At 66.9% G+C, this 25427-nt stretch carries 14 protein-coding genes; 4 read left to right on the forward strand and 10 right to left on the reverse strand.

Translation table 11 applies throughout. The features are described from left to right. Positions 1-314: 314 nt before the first annotated feature. Entirely contained in the window at positions 315-1304 is a 990-nt protein-coding gene (locus GRX31_RS14215) for a porin (protein WP_016450048.1), read from the forward strand. Positions 1305-1735: 431 nt separating this feature from the next. After that, positions 1736-7693: an excinuclease ABC subunit UvrA gene (uvrA, locus tag GRX31_RS14220; RefSeq protein ID WP_160853241.1), complete on the forward strand. Its 5958-nt coding sequence runs from the start codon at positions 1736-1738 to the stop codon at positions 7691-7693. A 3-nt stretch (positions 7694-7696) separates the two neighbouring features. Here the strand turns inward: uvrA and GRX31_RS14225 are convergent, their stop codons facing one another. Further along, on the reverse strand, positions 7697-8875 hold the full coding sequence (locus GRX31_RS14225; RefSeq protein WP_160853243.1) for an MFS transporter: 1179 nt from the start codon (positions 8873-8875) through the stop codon (positions 7697-7699). Between the two features lie 129 nt (positions 8876-9004). Between GRX31_RS14225 and GRX31_RS14230 the strand changes: the two genes are divergently transcribed. Next, entirely contained in the window at positions 9005-9970 is a 966-nt protein-coding gene (locus tag GRX31_RS14230) for a LysR family transcriptional regulator (protein ID WP_016452773.1), read from the forward strand. A gap of 22 nt (positions 9971-9992) precedes the next feature. Here the strand turns inward: GRX31_RS14230 and GRX31_RS14235 are convergent, their stop codons facing one another. From GRX31_RS14235 to GRX31_RS14245, 3 genes are all read right to left on the reverse strand, one after another. Beyond that, entirely contained in the window at positions 9993-10853 is an 861-nt protein-coding gene (locus GRX31_RS14235) for a hypothetical protein (protein ID WP_046237941.1), read from the reverse strand. A gap of 180 nt (positions 10854-11033) precedes the next feature. Next, entirely contained in the window at positions 11034-12362 is a 1329-nt protein-coding gene (locus GRX31_RS14240) for an MFS transporter (protein ID WP_013800415.1), read from the reverse strand. A gap of 48 nt (positions 12363-12410) precedes the next feature. Further along, positions 12411-14063: a GMC family oxidoreductase gene (locus GRX31_RS14245; protein WP_160853245.1), complete on the reverse strand. Its 1653-nt coding sequence runs from the start codon at positions 14061-14063 to the stop codon at positions 12411-12413. Positions 14064-14228: 165 nt separating this feature from the next. Between GRX31_RS14245 and GRX31_RS14250 the strand changes: the two genes are divergently transcribed. Continuing rightward, entirely contained in the window at positions 14229-15029 is an 801-nt protein-coding gene (locus tag GRX31_RS14250; protein ID WP_012207743.1) for an IclR family transcriptional regulator, read from the forward strand. A gap of 134 nt (positions 15030-15163) precedes the next feature. On the opposite strand, the gene GRX31_RS14255 is transcribed toward GRX31_RS14250, so the two are convergent. From GRX31_RS14255 to GRX31_RS14280, 6 genes are all read right to left on the reverse strand, one after another. Further along, positions 15164-16450 (reverse strand): TRAP transporter large permease, encoded by a 1287-nt coding sequence (locus GRX31_RS14255; RefSeq protein ID WP_034363235.1) that lies wholly within the window; start codon positions 16448-16450, stop codon positions 15164-15166. Positions 16451-16599: 149 nt separating this feature from the next. Next, the gene (locus GRX31_RS14260; protein WP_013800419.1) at positions 16600-17115 is read right to left on the reverse strand and encodes a TRAP transporter small permease; all 516 of its coding nucleotides are present in this window, start codon (positions 17113-17115) and stop codon (positions 16600-16602) included. Between the two features lie 147 nt (positions 17116-17262). After that, the gene (locus tag GRX31_RS14265; protein ID WP_016450058.1) at positions 17263-18249 is read right to left on the reverse strand and encodes a TRAP transporter substrate-binding protein; all 987 of its coding nucleotides are present in this window, start codon (positions 18247-18249) and stop codon (positions 17263-17265) included. A gap of 296 nt (positions 18250-18545) precedes the next feature. Further along, entirely contained in the window at positions 18546-20048 is a 1503-nt protein-coding gene (gene putP, locus GRX31_RS14270; RefSeq protein ID WP_046984091.1) for a sodium/proline symporter PutP, read from the reverse strand. Positions 20049-20127: 79 nt separating this feature from the next. Continuing rightward, entirely contained in the window at positions 20128-24165 is a 4038-nt protein-coding gene (gene putA, locus GRX31_RS14275) for a trifunctional transcriptional regulator/proline dehydrogenase/L-glutamate gamma-semialdehyde dehydrogenase (RefSeq protein WP_160853247.1), read from the reverse strand. A 200-nt stretch (positions 24166-24365) separates the two neighbouring features. Next, complete coding sequence (locus tag GRX31_RS14280) at positions 24366-25388, reverse strand: fimbrial protein (RefSeq protein WP_337193918.1); 1023 nt, start codon at positions 25386-25388, stop codon at positions 24366-24368. Positions 25389-25427 lie beyond the last annotated feature (39 nt).

Genomic DNA, 25427 nt, shown 5'->3' on the forward strand with positions numbered 1-25427 from the left:
TGCTCGGCGTCTCTGAGTTGGGCCGCGCCGGTTGCATGCGGTGTGCGCAGTATCCGACTGTGTTTTGTGGCGCTGCATTGACGAAAGCCCGTGGCGGTTTGCCATGGGCTTTTTTCGTATGGCGCTTCTACTGGTTTTCCATGTCATGCCTGTGGCAGCAAAGCATCAGATCGCGCATTTTCAGAGGCGGCCGTACATTTTTTGACATGCCCGCACCTAGAATTCGCAGCAGCCGCAAATGGCACTGATCTAGAGCCGGAGTCGGCCCTGAGATTTCAAGAATACCCACTCAACAATCCCAAGGAGATGCCGAGATGATCAAGATGAACCGCGTTGCCCTGGCCGTGCTGGCCGTGCTGGGTTCCACCACCGTGATGGCGCAAAGCAGCGTCACGATCTATGGCCGTATCAACACCACGATCGAGCGCCAGAAGATCGGTGACGAAAGCGTCAGCAAGATGGAGAACAACTCCTCGCGTTGGGGCATGCGCGGTGTCGAAGATCTGGGCGGCGGCCTGAAGGCCGGCTTCGTGCTGGAAAGCGGCTTCGCTTCCGACACCGGCATGGGCTCCTCCTCCACCGGCGCGCTGACCTTCGGCCGCCAGAGCGAAGTGAACCTGTCGGGCAACTTCGGTATGCTGCGCCTGGGCAACTTCTTCCCCGGCTCGTACTTCGCCACGGCCGACTACGTGAGCATGCACAACCATGACACGGGTTCGTCCTCCGACGCGCTGTACTTCGATCCCGTCTGGTTCGCCAGCGGCCTGGGCACCGCCAACAAGATCTCCTACACCACGCCCAACTTCGGCGGCCTGACGGTGGAAGGCTCGGTCTCCATGCACGAGAAGGCCACCGCCCTGGCCAAGAAGAAGAACGGCTACGACCTGGCCGCCAACTACAACGTGGGCCCCCTGGCCCTGGGCGCCGGCTACAGCCAGTTCGACGAAGACAAGCAGCTGGCCTTCCGCGCTGCCTACACTCTCGGCCAGTTCGTGCTGGGCGGCTACTACCAGCGCAACGACGAAGAAATCCGCGGCACGCGCAACAACTTCCGTCTGTCGGGCATGTACACCCTGGGCGCTTCCGAGTTCCACGTGAACCTGGGCCACGCCAACAAGTGGAGCAACATTGCCGACTCCGGCGCCAACCAGTGGACCCTGGGCTACAACTACAACCTGAGCAAGCGCACCAAGGTCTACGGCTACTACACCAAGGTGGACAACAAGGCCGGCGCCAACTACATGACCGGCGTGAAGGGCGCGGACTTCTCGTCCTTCGCCGTCGGCGTGCGTCACGCATTCTGATCGCCGCGCGGCGTAAGCCGCGAGCAAAGCAGGTCTGTTCCAATCAGCACCTGCCTGCCATCAGGCCTCGTACCGAAAGGTGCGGGGCCTTTTTGTCTGGGCCCGTCTTTTCACAGCCTGATCAAGGAAATACCCATGAGGATCATCGCGGCCGGTTGCCTGGCCTTTGTTGTCGTGTCGCTGCTGGCCATCACCCAGGTGAAGGGCGTGCCGGACGGGCAGGCCATGCCTGCCTCCGTGCAGATGGCCAAGTAAGACCTTGAAAGAGGCACGAGCCCCGGACTGGTTCCGGGGTTTTTTTATGGTCGCGCGGATGCGTTGAGGAGGCGTTTTTTGTTTAACCTGTATGAAAATACAGGTATTGAGAAGCGTCCGATGCCTGACGCATGGACTGCCTAGAATGTTTGGCTCCCACTGACCACACAACATCCATGACGCACGGTCTGATTCGAATTCGCGGCGCACGCCAGCACAATCTCCAGAACCTGGATCTCGACATCCGTACCGGCGAGCTGACCGTGGTCACGGGGCCCAGCGGCTCGGGCAAGTCCAGTCTGGTGTTCGATACCCTGTATGCCGAAGGCCAGCGCCGCTATGTCGAGACCTTCTCGGCCTATGCGCGGCAGTTCCTGGACCGCATGGACAAGCCGGCCGTGGACCGTGTGGAAGGTGTGCCGCCGGCCATCGCCATCGACCAGACCAATCCCGTCCGCAACTCGCGCTCCACCGTGGGCACGATGACCGAGCTCAACGACCACCTGAAGCTGCTGTTCGCGCGCGCAGCCCAGCTGTTCGACCGCGACACCGCCGTGCCCGTGCGCCACGACACGCCCGACAGCGTGCTGGAGGAGCTGGCCGAGCGTTGCCGGCAGGCCGGTGATCCGCGCATCGCCATCACCTTCCCCGTCGAGCTGCCCGCCAACACCACGGCCGCCGAGGTGGAGCAATGGCTGTCGGCCAGCGGCTTCACCAAGGTCCAGGCCGAGCGCGAGGCCGAGAAGGCCGGCGCCGTGGAGCCTGCCGCAGACGCCAAGGGCAAGAAGGCCAAGGCGGCGGCGCCGCTCAAGGTCAAGATGCTGGACGTGGTGGCCGACCGCTTCCGCCTGGGCAATGTGGAGCGGGCCCGCGCCTACGAGGCCATCGAGGTCGCGCTCAAACGCGGCAGCGGCCACATGACGGTCTATGTGCTGCCTGAATCCGCCGTGGAAGCCGCAGGTGCCCAGCCCACCGAGCCCCAGCTGTGGAAGTTCTCGCTGGGCCTGCACTGCCCCGAAAGCGGCCTGAGCTACCAGGAGCCGATTCCCTCGCTGTTCTCCTTCAACTCCGCCGTGGGCGCCTGTGAGGCCTGCCGTGGCTTTGGCCGCGTGATCGGCGTGGACTGGGGGCTGGTCATCCCCAACGACAAGCTCACCCTGCGCACGGGCGCCATCAAGCCCGTGCAGACACCGGCCTGGAAGGAGATCCAGGACGACCTGATGCGCCACGCCGAGGCCGAAGGCATCCCGCGCGACACGGCCTGGGCCAAGCTCACCGACGCGCAAAAGAGCTGGGTGCTGGACGGCTCGCCCAACTGGAACGGCAAGTGGACCCAGACCTGGTACGGCATCAAGCGCTTCTTCGAATACCTGGAGAGCAAGGCCTACAAGATGCACATCCGGGTGCTGCTGTCCAAGTACCGCAGCTATACCGAATGCCCCACCTGCGGCGGCGCGCGGCTGAAGACCGAAAGCCTGCTGTGGCGCCTGGGCGGCAAGCAGGCCGCTGATGCCGTGCTGCCGCCCGGCGACGAAGGCCGCTACCGCCGCTTCATGCCGAAGGGCGTGGCCTGGAGCCGCGAGCAGCTGGACGCGCTGCCGGGCCTGTGCCTGCACGACCTGATGCAGCTGCCCCTGGTGCGGCTGCGTGATTTCTTCCAGCAGCTGGCGCCGGCTGCCGACGCCCCGCTGCATGACGGCGAGGCCCAGGCCCTCAAGATGCTGCACGCCGAAATCATGGCGCGCGTGCAGTACCTGTGCGACGTGGGCATCGGCTACCTCACGTTGGACCGCCAGAGCCGTACGCTGTCGGGCGGCGAGGTGCAGCGCATCAACCTGACCACGGCCCTGGGCACCTCGCTGGTCAACACCCTGTTCGTGCTCGACGAGCCCAGCATCGGCCTGCACCCGCGCGACATGGAACGCATCACCGAGGCCATGCAGCGCCTGCGCGATGCAGGCAACACCCTGGTCGTGGTCGAGCACGACCCGGCCGTGATGTTCGCGGCCGACCGCATGATCGACATGGGCCCCGGCCCCGGCGCGCGCGGCGGCCAGATCGTGTTCGACGGCACGCCCGAGGACCTGCGACATGCCGACACGCTGACCGGCGCCTACCTGGGCGGCCGCAAGCAGGTGGGCTTCGGCCTCAAGCGCATGGTGACCGAGTCCACGCCACGCCTCATCCTCGAAGGCGCGCGCGAGCACAACCTGCGCAGCATCGACGTGGACTTTCCGCTGCAGCGCCTGGTCACCATCACCGGCGTCAGCGGCTCGGGCAAATCCACGCTGATCCAGGACGTGCTGGTGCCCGCGCTGATGCGCCACTTCGGCAAGCCCACGGATGCGGCCGGCGCCTTCGAGCGCCTGCTGGGCGCCGACCACCTGAGCGACGTGATGTTCGTGGACCAGTCGCCCATCGGCAAGACGGCGCGCTCCAACCCGGCCAGCTACGTGGGCGCCTGGGACTCCATCCGCGAGTTGTTCGCCATTGCGCCGCTGTCGCGCCAGCGCGGCTACACGGCCGCCAAGTTCAGCTTCAACAGCGGCGATGGCCGCTGCCCCACCTGCGGCGGCTCGGGCTTCGAGCATGTGGAGATGCAGTTCCTCTCCGACGTCTACCTGCGCTGCCCCGACTGCAACGGCACGCGCTACCGCCCCGAGATCCTGGAAGTCACGATCGAGCGCCACGCGGCCGGCGAGTTGCAGCCGCGCAAGCTCAACGTGGCCGATGTGCTGGAGCTCACCGTGGCCGAGGCGGCCCTGCTGTTCGCCCAGGACCGCGAGGTCATCCGCGCCCTGCAGCCCATCGTCGATGTGGGCCTGGAATACGTAAAGCTGGGCCAGCCCGTACCCACGCTGTCGGGCGGCGAGGCCCAGCGCCTCAAGCTCGCGGGCTTCCTGGCGGAGGCCGCCAAGGCCCAGGCCAAGTCGAAGCAGGCGCTGGCCAAGAAGGGCACATTGTTCCTGTTCGACGAGCCCACCACGGGCCTGCACTTCGACGACATCGCCAAGCTCATGCGCGCGCTGCGCAAGCTGCTGGAGGCTGGGCACTCGCTGATCGTCATCGAGCACAACCTGGACGTGATCCGTGCCAGCGACTGGCTGATCGACCTCGGTCCCGAAGGCGGCGACGGCGGCGGCGCCATCGTGGCCCAGGGCACGCCCGAGGAGGTGCGCCAGGTGCCTGGCTCGCACACGGCCCAGGCGCTGCGCGAGTACGACCTGGCCATGGGAGTGGGCGGTGAGGCCGTGCGCGAGGTCGCCCCCATGCTCTACAAGAGCCAGCGCAAGGCCCATGCCATGTCGGGGGCGGCCGCCAGGAATGCCATCGAGATCGTCAACGCCAAGGAGCACAACCTCAAGCAGCTGTCGGTGGAGATTCCTCGCGGCAAGTTCAACGTGGTGACGGGTGTCTCGGGCTCGGGCAAGTCCACGCTGGCCTTCGACATCCTGTTCAACGAAGGGCAGCGACGCTACCTGGAATCGCTCAACGCCTATGCGCGCTCCATCGTCCAGCCTGCGGGCCGGCCCGAGGTGGATGCGGTCTACGGCATTCCGCCCACCGTGGCCATCGAGCAGCGCCTGTCGCGCGGCGGGCGCAAGTCCACCGTGGGCACGACCACCGAGGTCTGGCACTTCCTGCGCCTGCTGTACGTCAAGCTGGGCACGCAGCACTGCATCCACGACGGCGCCGCGGTGCAGCCGCAGACGGAGGAAAGCATCGCGGCCCAGCTGCTCACGCAGTTCCGGGGCCAGACCATCGGCCTGCTGGCACCGCTGGTGGTCAACCGCAAGGGCGTCTACACCGAGCTGGCCGACTGGGCTCGGCCACGCGGCTACACCCATCTGCGCGTGGACGGCGAATTCCTGCCCACCACGGGATTCCCGCGCATCGACCGCTTCAAGGAACACACCATCGAGCTGCCCGTGGCCAGCATCACCGTCACGGCGGCCAGCGAGCGCGAGCTGCGCGGCCACCTGGCGCAGGCGCTGGAAACAGGCAAGGGCGTGCTGCATGTGCTGTCCGGCCTGGACAACCTGGCCGATGCCATGGCCGGCGGCCGGAGCACGGCCGGCATCGGCAGCCTGCAGGTGTTCTCCACCCAGCGCGCCTGCCCGGTCTGCGCCACCAGCTATGCCGAGCTGGACCCGCGCCTGTTCTCCTACAACAGCAAGCACGGCTGGTGCCCCGACTGCGTGGGCACGGGCGTCAAGCTCACCAAGGACCAGCGCAAGGTCTATGACGACACCCTGCTGGTCGAGGACAACCGGGGCCGCGAGGTCAAGTTCGAAGGCCAGGAAATCGAGGACCTGGCCGAAGTGACCTGCCCCACCTGCCAGGGCACACGCCTGAACGCCACGGCGCGCGCCGTGCGCTTCCATGGCGTGGGCATTGCCGAGATCGCCCAGCTGTCGGTCAACGACGTGCGCAAATGGGTGCAGGCGCTGGCGATGTCGGGCCGCGAGGCCGACATTGCCCGCGACCTCATCCCCGAGATCCAGAGCCGCCTCGAATTCCTCGAGGAAGTGGGCCTGGGCTACCTGACGCTGGACCGTGGCGCGCCCACGCTGTCGGGCGGCGAGGCCCAGCGCATCCGCCTGGCCGCGCAACTGGGCAGCAACCTGCAGGGCGTCTGCTATGTGCTGGACGAGCCCACCATCGGCCTGCATGCGCGCGACAACCAGATCCTGCTCAACGCCCTGCACAAGCTGGGCGACAAGGGCAACACCCTGGTCGTGGTCGAGCATGACGAAGACACCATCCGCCGGGCCGACCACATCATCGACATCGGCCCCAGCGCCGGCATACGTGGCGGCCGCCTCGTGGCTCAGGGCACGGCGGCCGACATCATGGCGGCCGAGGACTCCATCACGGGCCGCTATCTGCTGCACGCCATGCGCCACCCGTTCCAGCCGCGCCGCTGGGTGGGCGAGGGCCAGCCGCCGCAGGCGGCCGCCGAGCTTGCCGCCGTGGCCGAACCGGTGCCGGAACCCGCGCCTGTCAAGGTATCCAAATCCAAAAAGAAGGCCGCGCCTGTCGTTGTCGACGCCGAACCCGCCTCCGACGCGCTGGGCTGGCTGACCGTGCGCGGCGCCCATTTGCACAACCTGCAGAACGTGGATGCGCGCGTGCCGCTCAAGCGCCTGGTGGCCGTCACAGGCGTCAGCGGCTCGGGCAAGTCCACGCTGGCGCGCGACGTGATGCTGGCCAATGTGGCCGCCTGGGTGGGCCAGCGCGCCACCAAGGCCGGGCGCGATGCCATGGACGCGGGCAAGGCGCCTGCGCTGTCGGGCTGCAAGGGCCTGCAGGGCTTCGAGGGCATTGACCGCGTGCTGGAAGTGGACCAGACCCCCATCGGCAAGACCCCGCGCAGCTGCCCGGCCACCTACATCGGCTTCTGGGACACCATCCGCAAGCTCTACGCCGAAACGCTGGAGGCCAAGGCGCGCGGCTACGCGGCCGGCCGCTTCTCGTTCAACACCGGCGAAGGCCGCTGCCCGGCCTGCGAGGGCCAGGGCATGCGCACCATCGAGATGAGCTTCCTGCCCGACGTGAAGGTGCCGTGCGAGGTCTGCCACGGCGCGCGCTTCAACCCCGAGACCCTGGCCGTCTCCTGGCGCGGCAAGAGCATTGGCGACGTGCTGCAGATGGAGGTGGACGAGGCCGTCGAGTTCTTCGCCAGCATGCCCAGCATCGCCCACCCGCTGCAACTGCTCAAGGACGTGGGCCTGGGCTATCTCACGCTGGGCCAGCCCTCGCCCACGCTGTCGGGCGGCGAGGCCCAGCGCATCAAGCTCGTCACCGAGCTGACCAAGGTGCGCGACGACGTGACCCGGCGCGGCAACAAGGCGCCGCACACGCTCTATGTGCTGGACGAACCCACGGTGGGCCTGCACATGGCCGACGTGGACAAGCTCATCCGCGTGCTGCACCGCCTGGTCGATGCGGGCCACAGCGTGGTCGTCATCGAGCATGACCTGGACGTGATCGCCGAGGCCGACTGGATCATCGACCTCGGCCCCGAAGGCGGCAAGGACGGCGGCCGCATCATCGCGGCCGGCATGCCCGAGGATCTGGTGGCTGCGGGCACGCACACGGGCAAGGCGCTCAAGCCCGTGCTGGCCCGTTGAGCCTCAGGCGCAGGCCACGCCTGCGCTGCGTGCGGAGCCTGCGGGCAGGCGGCTGCTCCAGAAGACCAGCACCAGGCCCACGGCCGTCAGCGCGGCGGCGGCCCAGCCCAGGTTGACCAGGCCCAGGCCACCGGCCAGGGCCAGGCCGCCGACCCAGGCACCCAGGGCATTGCCCAGGTTGAAGGCCGCAATGTTCAGGCTGGAGACCAGGTTGGCGCCCTGGGGGCCGGCCTGGTCCAGCACGCGCATCTGCATGGGTGCCACTGTGGCGAAGGCCACGATGCCCAGCACGATCACATAGGCCATGGCCACGGCCTGGTTCCCGAAGGCCCAGCGGCCTGCCGCCAGCACCACCATCAGCGCCGCAATGCTCCACACCAGGGCGCGCATCACGCCCCGGTCGGCCAGCTTGCCGCCCAGCAGATTGCCTGCGGCCAGGCCCGCGCCGAACAGCAGCAGGGTCAGTGCCACCAGGCTGTCGCCCATGCGGGTCACCTGGGTCAGCAGCGGCTCCACATAGGTGTAGAGCGCAAACACGCCCGCAAAGCCGAAGGCCGTGATGCCCAGGCCCAGCCAGACCTGGCCGTTGGCCAGCACGGCCAGCTCCTGCGCCAGCGGCGTGACCTCGGGGCGGCCCTGGTCGCGCGGCACGAAGGCGGCCAGGATGGCGAAGGCCAGCACGCCGATCGCGGCCACGGCCAGGAAGGCGCTGCGCCAGCCGAACATCTGGCCGATCCAGGCGCCGGCAGGCACGCCCAGCAGGGTGGCCAGGGTCAGGCCCGAGAACATCAGCGCAATCGCCGACGCCTTCTTGTCCGCGGGCACCAGGCCCGTGGCCACCACGGCACCCACGCCGAAGAAGGTGCCGTGGGTCAGCGAGGTCAGCACGCGTGCCGACATCAGCCATTCATAGCTGGGCGCGAACGCGGCGGCCAGGTTGCCGGCGATGAAGATCAGCATCAGCGCCAGCAGCAGGCGCTTGCGCGGCCATTGGCGCGTCAGCAGCGTGAGCACGGGCGCGCCCACGGCCACGCCGATGGCGTAGCCCGAAATCAGCGAGCCCGCCGTGGGAATGCTGATGTGCAGATCCTGGCTGACCTGTGTCAGCAGGCCCATGATGATGAATTCCGTGGTGCCGATGCCAAAGGCACCGGCCGCCAGGGCGAGAAGGGAAAGAGGCATGGACGGATTCCTTGTGATCCTTGGTGTGATGTCCAGTAATGTCGCACTGCAACATACCTTTGTGTAGATGGAATAATGGAAACGGATCTGTTCCTGTGTGGAATAGATGATCCTTTTCTCGGAGACACCATGCCCGCACTTGTTCCTCTCGCCGCCGCCGACACGGGCAGCGCCGATGCCAACCGCTTTGCCGAGCTGGAAATGCTGATCCTGGTCGCCGAGCGCGGTAGCCTCTCGGCCGCTGCGCGCCACCTGGGCATCTCGCCCTCGGCCGTCAGCAAGAGCATGTCGCGGCTGGAGGCGCGCCTGGGCGTGCAGCTGCTCCAGCGCAGCACGCGGCGTCTGCATCTCACGCCCGAAGGCTGCCAGCTGTTCGAGCGCGGCAAGCGCGTGCTGGCCGACCTGGAGGAACTGGAGGCCTGCGTGGCCGTGCGCAGCGAACCACGCGGCCTGGTGCGCATCAACACCAGCTCATCGACCGGAAAAATGCTGCTCGTGCCCCTGGTGCCGCAATTGCTGCAGCGCCATCCCGGACTGAGCCTGGAACTGAGCTTCACGGACCAGATCGTGGACCTGGTCGAGGCCGGCACGGACATCGCCGTGCGCTGGGGTCAGCTTCCGCCCTCGGACATGGTCGCGCGGCTACTCGGCCACACGCGGCAGGTCATCCTGGCCTCACCGCAGTACCTGGCCCGCATGGGCAGGCCCCTGCATCCGGACGAGCTGGGCCACCATGTGCGCCTGGGCTGGAGCTACCAGCGCGCCATACCGCACTGGCCATTTCTGGTGGACGGCCAGCGCGTGGCCGTCGATATCGGGGAGGTGGTGCGCGTCAACGACGGCGATGTGATGCGCGAGCTGGCGCTGCACGGCACGGGCCTGGCCCGCCTGTCGCTGTACCACGCCTGGGCCGACGTGCTCGCCGGCCGGCTGGTGCCCGTGCTGGAGGAATTCAACACGGGCGACCTGGAACCCATCCACGCCGTCTACCTGGGCAAGCCCGACCGCCTGCCCCCGCGCACGCGCGCCGTGCTCGACTTCCTGCAGGCGCATGTGGATCTGCGGCATGCGGAGCAGCTGCCGGCGCTGCCCTGAGGGGTGGCCGGCAGCGAGGGCGTCACTCCTGCTCGGCTGGCAGAGGTGCGGCGTTGAAGGACAGGTTCTCGATGATGTCGTGCAGCACGGTGGGCACTGGGTCCACGGGTGCGTCGGCCGCGTAGACGATGCCTGTACCCACGCCCTTCGGGTCAAGCAGGCGTTTGACCACCAGCACCTGTTCGGGGCGGGTGCCATTGGTGCGGGAGCTGCCTTCACCCTCGTTCACGCTGTAGACGAAGTAGTAGGAGCGCAGCAATTGGCCGTAGTTGTTGACCTTGACGCACAGGACGCCGCCCGCCAGATTGCCCCGGATCTGGTGTTCGCAACCAAACAGCCTGTCCGCCGTTTCCATCAGGCCATTGCCGTTCGCGGTGGCAGGCGTTTGCAGCTGCATATTCACCACTTCGGAAGCAACGCCTTCGCTGCCGAACGAAGTCAGCGCCCAGAGTCCCCTCAGGCTGGATGCCACGGCGGGGTAACCGAAGTTGAAACGCGAAATCGCCACTTCCTGTTCGCCGGGCAGCGTGATGAAACCCGACACGCCGCTGGTGAAGCGCATGCTGACCTGGCCCATGTTCCGGTCTTCGGAGCCCGACATCGGGCCGCTGCCCAGAAAGCGGCCGCCCTTGTAGCGGATCAGCGGAGCGGCAAAGCGGTTATTGGTCAGCGCGCCCGAGGTCATGTAGAAGGTGGGCTGGCCGCTGGGCTCGTAGGCATACATCTGCATGACCAGCGTGCCGTTCTGTGCATCGATGGCCAGCCCGCGACCCGGCTTGCCGTTGAGTTCGGAAGTCACGACCCAGGTGCCATTGCTGGGCATGAATGCGTGCGCCAGGCCGCAGCCCAGCAAGATGGCTGCTGCCAATGCTTTCTTGAACATGGTCCCTCTCTGTCTGATTAAGAAAATGCATGGGCATTCTAGCCATCGTCTTTACAAAGAGAAACAGTGCGATGGTTTTGAGTGGCTTTTGCTGGAGTCCCTGAAATGGGTTCGTACGCCGGCAATGTGTTTTCCAGCGTGCGTATTCAAACTTCTTGAAAGCGCCCGAGTTCCATCCATTCACAGGCCTGCCCTGGCATTGCCCACGGGCCGAAAGGCGCGGGCACCCTGTCCATCCCGCCCGATCGCCCAGGCACACCAAGCCGATACCGCTCCCGCAAACACCACATACAGGCACACCAGCCATGGGCTGCCACCGGCCGTCTTGACCAGCGCCGTCGCAATGATGGGCGTGATGCCGGACGCGAAAATGCCCGAGAACTGGTAGACGAAGGAAATGCCTGTGTAGCGCACCTTGGCGTCGAACAGGTCGCAGAAGAGGGCCGCCTCGGGACCGTAGACCGCCGCGTAGAGAATGCCGAAGGGCACGACGATGGCGATCCATATCAGCAGCACATTGCCGCCGCTGTGGGCCATGAGCCAGAAGGCCGGGAAGGCCGAGACCGCGGTGATCAGCGATCCCCACAGATACACGCGGCTGCGGCCCAGGCGATCGGACAGGCGGCCGAACAGTGGAATCGTGAAGCACATCACCACGGCGGCGACCATCACGCCGATCAATGCATCGGTGCGGCTGATCTGCAGGGTGGAGGTCAGGTAGCTGATCGAGAACACGCCGAAGACGTTGAAGAAAACGCCGTCGATATAGCGTGCGCCCATGCCCTTGAGCACATTGCCCGGATAGCGGCGCATCATGTCCATGAAGGGAATCGCGGTCTCGGCATTGCGTGCCTTGACGGCTGCGAATTCGGGCGTCTCCTTCACATGCAGGCGGATGTACATGCCCACGGCCACCATCAGGCCCGAGATCAGGAAGGCGATGCGCCAGCCCCAGGCCATGAATTGCTCTTCCGTACACAGCCAGGACAGCAGGGCCACCACGCCCGAGGCCATGAACAGGCCGATGGCCAGGCCCACCTGGGGCAGGGAGGCATAGAAGCCCCGCTTTTCCTTGGGCGCGTATTCGTAGGCCATGAGCACGGCACCGCCCCATTCGCCGCCCAGGCCTATGCCCTGGGCCACGCGCAACAGCAGCAGCAGGATGGGGGCGGCCACGCCGATCTGCGCATGCGTGGGCAGCAGGCCGATCAGGAAGGTGGACACGCCCATGATCATCAGCGTGACCACCAGGATGCTCTTGCGCCCCACGCGGTCGCCGAAGTGCCCGAAGATCACCCCGCCCAGCGGCCGTGTGACAAAGCCCACGGCAAAGGTGGTGTAGGCCAGCAGGGTGGAGATCAGCGGATCGTCGCTGGGAAAGTACAGCTTGCTGAACACGATGCCGGCGACCACGCCGTACAGGAAGAAGTCATACCACTCGATGGTTGCGCCGATGAGCGCGGAGGTCACCACCTTGCGGATGACCCTGGGATCGGTTGCCGTCGTCATGCTGTCTCCTGGTTGTCTGTCGCATTGCCGGGATGCAGGAACGGGCAGTCATGCGACCTTGAGCTGCCCTGTCTCTCCGTGCCTGTCTTCGCGAACCATGTCGGCGGCCTTCTCGGCCATCATCACCACGGGCGCATTGGTGTTGCCCGAGACCAGGGTGGGCATGACCGAGCAATCGACCACGCGCAGCCCGGCCATGCCGTGCACGCGCAGCCGCGCATCGACCACGGCCAGGGCATCGCTGCCCATGCGGCAGGTGCCGCTGGGGTGGAAGATGGTGGCGCCGTGGTTGCGGCAGAACTCCAGCACCTCCGCATCGCTGTGCGCATCGGGGCCGGGCTTGACCTCGCGCTTCACGAAGGGGCGCATGGCCGGCGTGTCGGCAATGGCGCGTGCCGCGCGCACGGCCGCCACGTTGGTGCGGCGGTCCAGGTCGGTGGCCAGGTAGTTGGGCTGGATGGAAGGCGGCTCGAAGGCATCGCGCGAACGGATGCGCAACTGCCCGCGTGACTCGGGCCGCAGCTGGCAGACCGACATGGTGAAGCCCGAGTACGGATGGACCTGCCCGCCTGCCATGTCGGCCGACAGCGTGGAGACGTGGAACTGGATGTCGGGCGTGTCCGCCACGGGCCGGCCCTGCGCGTCCCTGAGCGCACGCATGAAGCAGCCGCCCTGGTTGATGCCCACGGCCAGCGCGCCCGAGCGGAACAGCAGCCATTCCAGCCCCAGCCTGGTCCTGCCCACCCAGGAATTGAGCTGGTCATTGGTGGTGATGGGCTGGCTGCATTCGTAGCCCAGGCGGATCTGAAGATGGTCCTGCAGGTTCTCGCCCACGCCCGGCAGATCGTGCACCACGGGAATCCCCAGGGACTGCGACAGCGCGGCCGGGCCTATGCCCGACAGTTGCAGCAGCTGCGGCGACTGGATGGCGCCTGCCGACAGAATCACCTCGGCCCGCGCCTGGGCCTGGCGCTCCTGCCCGCCTTGCCGGTAGCGGATGCCGGTGGCGCGCCGGCCGCGCAGCACCAGCTGCGTGGCCATGGCGTCGGTCTCTATGCGCAGATTGGGGCGGCGCCGGGCCTCGCCCAGATAGGCCTTGGCCGTGCTGCAGCGCAGGCCCTTGTGGGTGGTGAGCTGGTAGTAGCCTGCGCCCTCCTGGTCGCGGCCGTTGAAGTCCTCGGTGCGGGGCACGCCGACCTGGCCTGCACCGGCAATGAAGGCCTCGATCAGCGGATGCTGTGCGCCGATGTCCGAGACCTTGAGCGGCCCGTCCGCGCCATGGCCCGGGAAGGCGCCGCGCGCATTGCCTTCGGACTTCACAAAGTAGGGCAGCACCTCCTCATACGACCAGCCTGCATTGCCCAGCGCCGCCCAGTGGTCGTAGTCCTCGCGCTGGCCGCGCACGTAGATCAGGCCGTTGATCGAACTGCTGCCGCCCAGCGTGCGGCCGCGCGGCCAGTAGATGCGCCGGCCGTTCATGTTGGGGTCCGGGTCGGTCTCGAACTTCCAGTTGTAGACGGGGCTCCACATGGTCTTGCCGTAGCCGATGGGCAGGTGGATCCAGGGCGAGCGGTCCGGCGGGCCGGCCTCCAGCAGCAGCACGCGCGTGGCCGGGTCCTCGGACAGGCGCGCGGCCAGCACGCAGCCGGCAGAGCCTGCTCCCACGATCACGTAGTCATAGCTGTCGATGGGGTCCGGCATGCAGTGGCTCCTTTTAAGTTTCTTTTGAAGGAACTATTTGTTCCTTTGGGTGAAACTTATTCGTTGCCGCCGTGGACCGCAACCCCGCGCAAACCCTTGCCGCCTCCTGGCGATCAGGCATGATCGAAAGCGTTTCCGGCCTTTCACACGACACGACACCGCCCCATGCCGCCATCCCTTGCCAGCGCTGCCCCGGACCCCACCCCTGCACGGCAGGACGAAGCGAACTCGGTCTCCGATCGCTCCCTGGCCGTGCTCGATTTCGTGACCCAGGCCGAGGCCCCGCCGGGCCTCATGGACATCGCAGCCGCGCTCAACCTGCCCAAGGCCACGGCCTCGCGCCTGTGCTCCCACCTGGAGGCGCGGCAATGGCTGCTGCGCCACGAGGGTGACCGCAGCTTCTCCCCGGGCCCCAAGCTGCTGAGCCTGGCCGTGCGCGCCCTGCAAGCCGACCCGCGGCAGGCCCTGCGCCATGAGCTGCTGTCCCAGCTGGTGGCCCGTCTGGGCGAGACCTGCAACCTCACCGTGCTGGACGGCACGCGCGTGCGCTACCTGGACCGTGTCGAGACCCACTGGCCGCTGCGCATCCAGCTGGAGGCCGGATCGATGGTGCCCATCCACGCCACGGCCAGCGGCAAGCTGTTCCTGGCCCATATGCCTGCGGCCCGGCGCGCCGCCATCCTGGACAGCGTGGAACTCACCGCCTGCACGGCCAACACGCTGACCACGCCCGAGGCGCTGGCACAGGAGTGCGCGCGCATCGTGCGCGAAGGCCACTCCTGCGACCGCGAGGAATTCATGCGCGGCATGATCGCCGTGGCCGTGCCCGTGCGCGATGCCAAGGGCCAGTGCCGCGCCACGCTGGCCGTGCATGCGCCGGAGGCGCGCATGCCGCTGGCGCAGGCGCTGGAGGGCCTGCCGCACCTGAAGGAAACGGCCCAGCGCATGGCCGGCCTGCTCTTCTGAGGCGCTGGGCGCCCCAGAAAAAAGGCCCCCACGCTACCCTTGCTGCGCAAGGTCCGTTGCCCCCAGGGGGCCGCTTCTTGCCTTGGGGCGGCCCGGCGGCAAAAAAAAAGGGCCTCACTCGGAGGCCCTTGTCGTCACTGGAAGCCCAGCGTATGCGGCAACCAGGTGGACAGCGCGGGGATGAAGGTCAGCAGGCACAGCACCACGAAGTGGGCCAGCAGGAACAGCGGCATCTCACGCGTGAGATCGGTGATGGACACGCGCGTGGCCACCGAGGTCACGAACAGCAGCCCGCCCACGGGCGGCGTGATCATGCCCAGCGTCAGGTTCACGATCACCACCATGGCGAAGTGCGTGGGATCGATACCCAGGCTGAACGCAATGGGCGCCAGGATGGGCACCAGGATCATCACGCCGGGCAGCGGCTCCATGAAGATGCCGAACACCAGCAGCAGGATGTTCACCGCGATCAGGAACAGGGTGGGCGACAGCTGCCAGCTCACGATCAGCTCGGACAGGTACTGCGGAATGCCCTCCACCGTCAGCACCCAGGCAAAGGCGGCCGAAGTCGCCATCACCAGCAGCACCGAGGCCGTCAGCATGGCCGAGCGCGCCGCAATGCCCGGCAGCGCCGACCACTGCAGCGTGCGGTACACCCACTTGCCGCAGACCAGGGCGTAGAACACGGCCACCACCGACGCCTCGGTGGGCGTGAAGATGCCGAAGCGGATGCCCACCACGATGAGCACGATCAGCATCAGCGCGGGAATCGCCTTGAAGCTGTTGATCCACATCGTGCGGCCGTCGGGGCGCGGCTCGGTGGAGCGGTAGTCGCGCTTCCTGCACACCCACCAGTTCACGGCGGCCATGGCCAGCGCGATCAGGATGCCGGGGATGAAGCCGGCCATGAACAGCCCGCCCACCGACACGTTCTCATCCTGCAGCGCGTAGATGATCATGCTCACCGACGGCGGAATGATGGGCCCCACGATGGCCGTGCTGGCCGTCAGCGCCGCCGCGTAGGAGCGCGCGTAGCCGGCCTTGTCCATCATCTTGACCATCATCGAGCCGGGGCCGGCCGCATCGGCCAGGGCCGAGCCCGAAATGCCCGAGAACAGCGTCAGCGACAGCACATTGGCATAGCCCAGGCCGCCGCGCAGATGGCCCACGAACTGCGCTGCAAAGCGCAGCAGCACATGCGTGAGCGCCCCGCCCGACATCAGCTCGGCCGCCAGGATGAAGAAGGGCACGGCCATCAGCGGAAAGCTGTCTATGCCCGTGAACATCTCCTTGAACACGATGAGCTGCGGATAGCGGCCCCCCACGAAGACGGCCAGTGCGGCGGAGATCGCCAGCGCGAAGGCCACCGGAAAGCCCAGCGTGAGCAGGACGATGATGGCGATGAAAAGCGTGATACCCATGATGTGCGTTCGAATCAGTTATTCATGGCAGAGCGATGGAACTGACACGCTCCAAGGCAGGAGACACCAAGCAAGGGCCTGGGCCGGCCGCGCCGCCCCGCAGCGAGGGTGTCGTCCCCTGGGGGAAGGCGCGCAGCGACTCAGGGGGGTCATATGGATGCGGCCGCGTCGGCATCCATCTCGTCCGACTCCGCGAACGAGCCGTCTGCGATATAGCCGCGCGCAATGAACAGCAGATGCACCAGCATCAGCACGAAGCCCACGGGCATGGCCGCGTAGACGAAGGAGATGGGAATGTCCGTGGCCGCCGTGGTCTGGAAGCGCGTGGCCCAGACGTACTGCGACGAGGCCACCGCCATCACCGCGCAGAACAGGCCCACGCCCAGCACCACGAGGCGGCGCAGCCACTGCGCCTTGCGCGTGCCCACCGAGCGGTGCAGGTTGTCGATGGCCACATGGCCACCGAAGCGCAGCACCAGGCCCGCGCCCAGGAAGGTGACCCAGATCATCATGTGCCGGGCCACTTCCTCGGCCCAGACAATGGAGTCGCCCGTGGTGTAGCGCAGCACCACATTGGCAAACACGATGCAGGCCATGGCCAGCAGCAGCACGATCAGCAGCCAGCGGTTGCAGGCCACAAGGGCGCGTTCGATTCGGTTGAGCATAGGAGTGGGCGAGGGCAGGAGGGGAGTGGCGCAAGGGCCGGGCTGCCGCCGGAGGTCAGATCATCGACGTGGGCGCCGTGCGGGGCCATGGGGCTTGCCCGCAGCGGCGGCCCGGTGCCACGGGCAGGCCGCCCATGGCAGGAAGGTTTACTTGGCGTTGGCGATGGTGTCCAGCGTCTTCTGGCCGAACTTCTTCGCGTATTCCTTGTAGGCCGGCTCCAGCGCGGTCCGGAAGGCGGCCTGGTCCACCTTCTCCACCACCTGCATGCCGTGGCTCTTGGCCTCTTCCACGCCCTTCTTCTCCACCGTGTCCACGAACACGCGCGAAGCGATGGCACCTGACTTGGCGCCCTGCGTGAAGGCCGCCTTCTGGCTGTCGTTCAGCGTGCCCCAGAACGAGGGCGACACCAGCAGGGCCATGGGCGCGTACACATGGGCGGTCAGCGTCAGGTGCTTTTGCACCTGCCACAGCTTGGCCGAGGCCAGCACCGAGATCGGGTTCTCCTGGCCGTCGATCGTGCCCTGCTGCAGCGCACCGATCACCTCGGGCCAGGACATGGGCGTGGGCGATGCGCCCAGCGTGCGGAAGGCCGTGATGTGCACGGGGTTCTCGGTCACGCGGATCTTCAGGCCCTTGAGATCGGCCACGCCGTTGACGGCGTGCTTGTTGTTGGACAGGTGGCGAAAGCCCTGCTCGCCCCAGGCCAGCGCAACCAGGCCGCGCTTGCTGAACTTGGCCAGCAGCTCCTGGCCGAAGGCGCCGTCCAGCACGGCGCGCGCATGCTGCGTGTCGCGGAACAGGAAGGGAATGTCCACCACGCCCACATCGGGCACGAAGTTGCTGATGGCGCCCGTGGAGACGATGGCCGCCTCCACCGTGCCCAGCTGCAGGCCCTCGATCAGCTCGCGCTCGCCGCCCAGGGCGGACGCGGGGAACTGCTTGAACTTGTAGGCGCCGTTCGTGCCCTTTTCCACCGCATCGGCCCAGGCCTGGGCGGCCGCGCCGTAGTGCGAATTCACGGCCAGTGCGTAGCCCACCTTGACCTCCTTGGTCTGGGCCAGTACGGCGCCAGCCGAGGCAGCCGCCATGGCGGCCACGCAGGTCGAAAGAAGGGTGCGGCGGATCATTTGCATAGCGGCAGTCTCACTTGTTGTGTGTTGAAAAATGGCCCCCACGCTCTCCTTGCAGTGCAAGGTCTGCGGTCCCCCGCAGGGGGCCGCTTTTCATCCTGGGGCGGCCCGGCGATGAAAAAAGAGCCCATGGATTGTAGTGACCACTCCCCTTGTGGCGACCACGTACAAAGCGCTCGTCATGTGCGTTGAGGTACATCTGATTTGGCGATGTCATAGGTGCTGAAATGACAAACGCCCGATGCGCGCAAGCGTCATCGGGCGTCGGGTTCAGGCGGAGCGGGTCAGCTCATTGCCACTCAGCGTGCCCCGATCCGCTCGAACTCGCTCTCCACCGCCGCATGCGCCTTCAGGATGCTTTGCGAAGGCGCAGGGCCCATGCGGCTGACGACCACCGTGGCCAGCCAGGCCAGGATGAAGCCGGGGATGATCTCGTACAGGCCCAGCCAGCCGAACTGCTTCCACACCAGCACCGTCACGGCGCCGGTGATGATGCCGGCCAGCGCGCCGCCGCGCGTCATGCGGCTCCAGAACAGCGACAGGATGATCACCGGGCCGAAGGCGGCGCCGAAGCCGGCCCAGGCGTAGCTGACCATGCCCAGCACCTTGGAGTCGGGGTTGCTGGCGATGGCGATGGCGATCAAGGCCACCAGCAGCACCATGGCACGGCCGATCCAGACCAGTTCGATCTGGCTGGCGTTCTTGCGCAGGAAGGTGCGGTAGATGTCTTCGGTCAGCGCGCTGGAGCACACCAGCAGCTGGCACGACAGCGTGCTCATCACGGCCGCCAGGATGGCCGCCAGCAGCGCGCCCGAGATCCAGGGGTTGAACAGCTGCTTGGTGATTTCCATGAACACCGTCTCGGCATTGGCGTTCACGGCGGCAGCGCCAGCGGGGTTGGCCGCGAAGTAGGGGATGCCGATGAAGCCCACGGCCACGGCGCCGGCCAGGCACAGGATCATCCAGGTCATGCTGATGCGGCGGGCCGAGGGAATGGTCTGCACCGACGATGCCGCCATGAAGCGCACCAGGATGTGCGGCTGGCCGAAGTAGCCCAGGCCCCAGGCCAGCAGCGAGACCACGCCCACGAAGCTGGCGCCACGGAACAGGTCGAACTTCTCTGCCGCCACGATGGCGTGCAGGTCCTGGCCCGGCTGCAGATGGCCCTGCACGGCCAGCCAGGCGATCACGGGCGCCAGGATCAGGGCCGTGATCATCAACGATGCCTGGATGGTGTCCGTCCAGCTCACAGCGAGGAAGCCGCCGATGAACACATAGGCGATGGTGCACAGCGCGCCCACCCACAGGGCCGTGCTGTAGGGCATGCCGAACATGTTCTCGAACAGGCGCGCGCCCGCCACCACGCCCGAGGCGCAGTACAGCGTGAAGAACACCAGGATCACCACGGCCGTCACGATGCGCAGCACGCTGGAGTGGTCCTCGAAACGGTTGGCCAGGTAGTCGGGCAGCGTCAGCGCATTGCCGGCACGCTCGGTGTACAGGCGCAGCCGCGCCGCCACCAGGCGCCAGTTCAGGTAGGCGCCCAGGATCAGGCCGATGGCGATCCAGGCTTCCGACAGGCCGGACAGGTAGATGGCGCCGGGCAGGCCCATCAGCAGCCAGCCGCTCATGTCCGAGGCACCGGCCGACAGCGCCGTCACGAAGCTGCCCAGGCTGCGGCCGCCCAGGATGTAGTCGGAAAGATTCTTGGTGCTGAAGTAGCCGATGGCGCCGATGCCGAGCATGGCGACCAGGTAGATGGCGAACATGATCGCCGTCGGGTCGTTCCAGTTGAATTGCATTGAAGTGTCCTGCGTTGGTCGTGTTTTTTCGGGTGGTGCGGGGCGCTTGCCAGGGGCCGGTTGTGCCGGCCCCGGCGGTTCAAGCCATGGTCATCAGTTGAGCGTTTCCGCCTGCGGCAGCGGTATTGGTGCTGATGGATTGCTCGTGGAACAGCGCGGCCAGGTCATAGCCGCGGCCGGCATGCAGCTCGTCGCTGTTGCGGCTTTCCACGCGCACCAGGGCACCGTCGCGCGCGGCGACCTGGGCGCAGACCTGCAGCAGGGCGTCGCCATCGCCCTCGAACAGCAAGGCCGCCATGGGCGCTGCCGAATCGCCCAGAGAGTCGGCGCTGGCGCTGTGCAGCCATGGCACACCGGCATCGCCCGCAGCGGCGCGCAGCGCCTGCCAGGTGGCGGCGCAGCCTCTGTCGGCGCCTGTTCCGTTGTCGGGCAGCACCGCATGGCAGGCATTGCCGCTGGCCAGGGCCGCTGCCACCTGGGCCACCAGGCCCAGCGGCGTGCGCGGCAGTGCCCAGACGGGTCCGCGCGGCAGCAGGCGGTAGCGGTTGGATTCGCCCGTGGGGCCGGGCAGCGGCATGGCCGCGTCCAGGCGCGATGCGGAGGCTGCCGCATCGCAGGCGGCCAGGGCCTGCACCTGCTCGTCGGCGGACATGGCATCCGGCGGCGCCTTGGACAGTGTCTCGCGCAGCAGGCCCAGCAGCTGCAGCGGCGCCTGGACGGGCGACTCCGCCCGTGCGAAGACCGACAGCGCCGCGCTGGCAGGCCCCTGCACCAAGCGGTGCAGATACAGCGGGCCGCCGGCCTTGGGGCCCGTGCCCGACAGGCCCATGCCGCCAAAGGGCTGCACGCCCACCATGGCGCCGATCACATTGCGGTTCACATAGATGTTGCCCGCATGCACGCGCTGGGTGAGGTGGGCAATGGTCTCGTCGATGCGGCTGTGCACGCCGAAGGTCAGGCCGTAGCCGGTGGCGTTGATGCCATCGACCAGCGCGTCCAGCTGCTCACGCCTGAAGCGGATCACGTGCAGCACGGGGCCGAAGACCTCGCGCTGCAGGCGCTCCGTGCTGTCGATCTCGATGAGGGCAGGTGCCACATAGTGGCCGTTGAGCACGCCGTCCTTGCGCTCCACGCGGGTGACCTTCTGGCCCGCTGCGGCCATCTGCTCTATGTGCTCCTCGATCTGGCGGCGTGCCGCGTCGTCGATCACGGGGCCCACATCGGTGCTCAGGCGGTCGGGGTTGCCCAGCGTCCACTCCTGCAGCGCATCGCGCAGCATGGTCAGCGTGCGGTCGGCCACCTCTTCCTGCAGGCACAGCAGACGCAGGGCAGAGCAGCGCTGGCCGGCCGAGTCGAAGGCCGAGGCCAGCACATCGGCCACCACCTGCTCGGCCAGGGCCGAGGAGTCCACCACCATGGCGTTCTGGCCGCCGGTCTCGGCAACCAGCGCAATGGGGCGGCCTGCGGGCGACAGGCGGCGCGACAGCTGGCGCGCAATCAGGCGTGACACCTCGGTGGAGCCCGTGAACATCACGCCGGCCACCAGCGGATGCGCCACCAGGGCGGCGCCCACGGTCTCGCCCGCACCGGGCACCAGCTGCAGTGCATCGCGCGGCACGCCGGCCTCGTGCAGCAGGGCCACCATGGCGGCGGCCGTCAGCGGGGTCTGCTCGGCGGGCTTGGCCAGCACGGTATTGCCGGCAGCCAGGGCTGCGGCCACCTGTCCGCAGAAGATGGCCAGCGGAAAATTCCAGGGGCTGATGGCCAGCACCACGCCCAGCGGGCGCTGCGTGGCGTTGTCGAAATGCGCAGCCACCTGGGCGCCGTAGTAGCGCAGGAAGTCCACCGCCTCGCGGATCTCGGCCACCGCGTTGGGCAGGGTCTTGCCGGCCTCTCGCATGATCAGGCCCATCAGCGGCTGGCTGCGCTGCTCCAGCAGGTCTGCGGCGCGGGCCAGCGCATCGGCGCGGGCGGCGGCAGGCGTGCCGGCCCAGATCGGCGCGGCCTGGGCGGCGCGGGTGGCGCAGGCCTCGGCCTCCGCAGCGGTGGCCTCGCGCACCCAGCCCACGATGTCGGACAGCTCGGCCGGATTGCGCATGGCCTGCCAGCCTTCGGCACGCGCCGGGTCGGCAGGCAGGTCGGCCTCTGCGGGCGCGGCCAGATAAGTCTGGCGCGTGCTGTGCAGCAGTGCGGCGGCCAATGAGGCCAGCTGCTGCTCGTGCGCCAGATTCAGCCCCTGGGAATTGGCGCGGGCCTGCGCGTCTTCCTCGCCCTGCCGTGCAAACAGGTCGGCCGGCAGTGCAATGCGCGGGTGCGGCGCACCCAGCCGGCCTTCAACACGGGCGATCTTCATCACCTCGTCCACCGGGTCGGCCACCAGCTCGGAGACCGGCACGGAGGCGTCGCCGATGCGGTTCACGAACGAGGTGTTGGCACCGTTTTCCAGCAGGCGGCGCACCAGATAGGCCAGCAGCGTCTCATGGCTGCCCACGGGCGCATAGATGCGGCAGGGGCGGGCCAGCTTGCCTTCGGAGGCCGGGCCCGTCACCTGTGCGTACAGCGGCTCGCCCATGCCGTGCAGGCACTGGAACTCGTACTGGCCGCTGTAGTAGCTGCCGCCCACAGCCTGGGCCATGTGGTAGATGCTGGCCAGCGTCTGCGCGTTGTGCGTGGCGAACTGGGGGTAGACGGCGTCGGGTGCGTCCAGCAGCTTGCGCGCGCAGGCCAGGTAGCTCACGTCCGTATAGACCTTGCGCGTATAGACGGGGTAACCGGCCTGGCCGCCTTCCTGGGCGCGCTTGATCTCGCTGTCCCAATAGGCGCCCTTGACCAGCCGCACCATCAGGCGGCGGCGGCTGCGGCGGGCCAGGTCCACCAGGTGGTCCAGCACCTGCGGGCAGCGCTTTTGATAGGCCTGCACCACGAAGCCTATGCCGTTCCAGCCCTTGAGCGAGGGCGCCGCGCACAGCGACTCCAGCAGGTCCAGCGACAGCTCCAGCCGGTCGGCCTCTTCGGCGTCGATGTTCATGCCGATGTCGTACTGCTTGGCCATCTCGGCCAGCCGCAGCACGCGCGGCAGCAGCTCGGCCATCACACGCTCGTACTGCGCTCGGCTGTAGCGCGGGTGCAGGGCCGACAGCTTGATGGAGATGCCCGGCCCCTCGAAGATGCCGCGCCCGTTGGACGCCGCGCCGATCGCGTGGATGGCCTGCTCGTAGGCCTGCAGGTAGCGCTGCGCATCCGCCGCGGTGGCGGCCGCCTCGCCCAGCATGTCGTAGCTGTAGCGAAAGCCCTGCTTTTCATAGGCGCGGCTGTTGGYCAGCGCCTCGGCAATGTCCTGGCCCGTCACGAACTGCTCGCCCATCAGCTTCATGGCGCGGTGCACGCCCTGGCGGATCAGGGGCTCGCCGCCCTTGCCGATCACGCGCGTCAGCGCCGAAGACAGGTTCTTCTCGCTGCTGGTGGATGTGAGCTTGCCCGTCAGCACCAGGCCCCAGGCCGCCGCGTTCACGAACAGCGAGGGCGAGCGGCCCACATGGGCACGCCAGTCGCCCTTGCTGATCTTGTCGCGGATCAGCGCATCGCGCGTGGCACGGTCGGGAATGCGCAGCAGCGCCTCGGCCAGGCACATCAGCGCCACGCCTTCCTGGCTGGACAGGGAAAACTCCTGCACCAGCGCCGCCACGCCGCTGCCGGCCGGCGCATCGCGCAGGCCCTGTACCAGCCGGGTCGCCAGCTCGCGCACCCTGTCGGCCTGCTGGGCATCCTGGGCGCGTGCCAGCGGCAGCAGCACGGGCAGGCACTCGGGCTCGGGCCGGTGCCAGGCGGCCGTGATCGCGGCGCGCAGCGGCGTCTGCGGCAGGATGGATTGGGCGAATTCCAGAAAGGGTTGCACCTCTTGGCTGGCGTTGGGTTGCGCCTCTTCGATCGCGACATCGCCAGGGCTGTCGCCTGCGCCTGCAAGCCGGATGGTGGTTGCGCCGCGCTCCAGCGCATCGACGTACTGGACGACGGCCTGTTTGATCAGCCAGTGCGGTGTGCGACCCATCTGCTGGGYTGCGACGCGGATGCGCTCGCGCAAGGCGTCGTCGACTTTGATGCCTACGGTGGTGGACATAATGGATTGGAAAGGGAAAGTGGTTTTTCGATGACTGGGGTGCAACCGGATTCGGCGTGATTTCACATGGGTTGCACCTTTTTTGATAGGGGGTAAACCCTTTGTGTTTGCCCAGGTAGGCTGGGTCCCATGGAACCCGTCCAGGCGGGCCGCTCTCACGGCCTCTCGGGTCTTCCCCCGGATGGCTCCAGCGCCTGCGCTTACTGATAGTGGATGGTGAACTCTGCGGAAGCATTGGCGCTGCCGGGTACAACCCGTTCTTCCGTTTGAACGTAGCGCCCCTGCAGCGGAATCGAGAACGCCGTCTGCCCTTGCGGAACGTCGCCAGCCAACCATCGGCTGGTGTCGTCCGCCTCTGAGCCGAACCGCACCGGCTTGCCGTTGCTGAGGATTTGCGCGGCAATGCCGCGTGCCGTGGAGGTCCTGTTCAGCGTGAGGTTGGAGGACGTGTTGTTGCGGTCGGTCACATCGGTCAGCGTCACGTACACCTGCGTTGCGGTCCCTGTATCGCCGCCCGAGCAGTCCAGCTGAATGTTCTGTTCCTCGCTGCTGGCGCTGGTGGCTCCCACGCCACCGGACGACCTCATGAGCACGGCGCCCATGTCGAACCTTATTTCTTTCATCCTGACCTTGCAGGTAGGAACGTGGGGACGAATGACGACCGGGGCCGCGAAACGAAAATCGACCAGCAATTGTCCGGCCGCATCATTGGCGCGGGATTGAGCGAATGAGCCAGATAATATGCCCCCACTGGAGATGGGGCCCGTTTTGATTAATTCGATATCATAATAAAAGCTAGCTTCATTCCAATTGCCGCTTGTCTTTGGAGCTGTTGAGTAGACCAAAAAAGGGAACGGAATTGTGAAGGCGCTTAATTTTAACTTGATGTTCTTGATGGTTCCAGGGGCTGCATAGAGACCATTTTCATGAGGGCCGATGCCTGTGAGGTAGTCTTCTATTCCAGGAACACATTCAAACTGTGGTTTCTTGGATTCTGGGATTTTATTGGTAAGTTTCAACGGACCGCTGTATTTGTAGATGGTGCTTCCAATGTTGTAGTCACCAGGCGCGAATTCGGGAACTGTCATGCCGGAGAGCTCGGCCGTAAAGTACGGCAAGCCGTCGCTGGTGTTCAATTTGCACAAGGCCCATGTTGAAGGGGTAGTCAAGGCCCAAGTCAATGGAATAAATGAACTTTTGAGGATGCGAAGTGCATTTTTCACGGAGTTTCCTTTCGAGCATCAGGTAAGGGCTGCCCAATG

The sequence above is a fragment of the Delftia sp. CH05 genome, from assembly GCF_009827015.1.
GTDB classification, from domain to species: Bacteria; Pseudomonadota; Gammaproteobacteria; order Burkholderiales; family Burkholderiaceae_C; genus Comamonas; species Comamonas tsuruhatensis.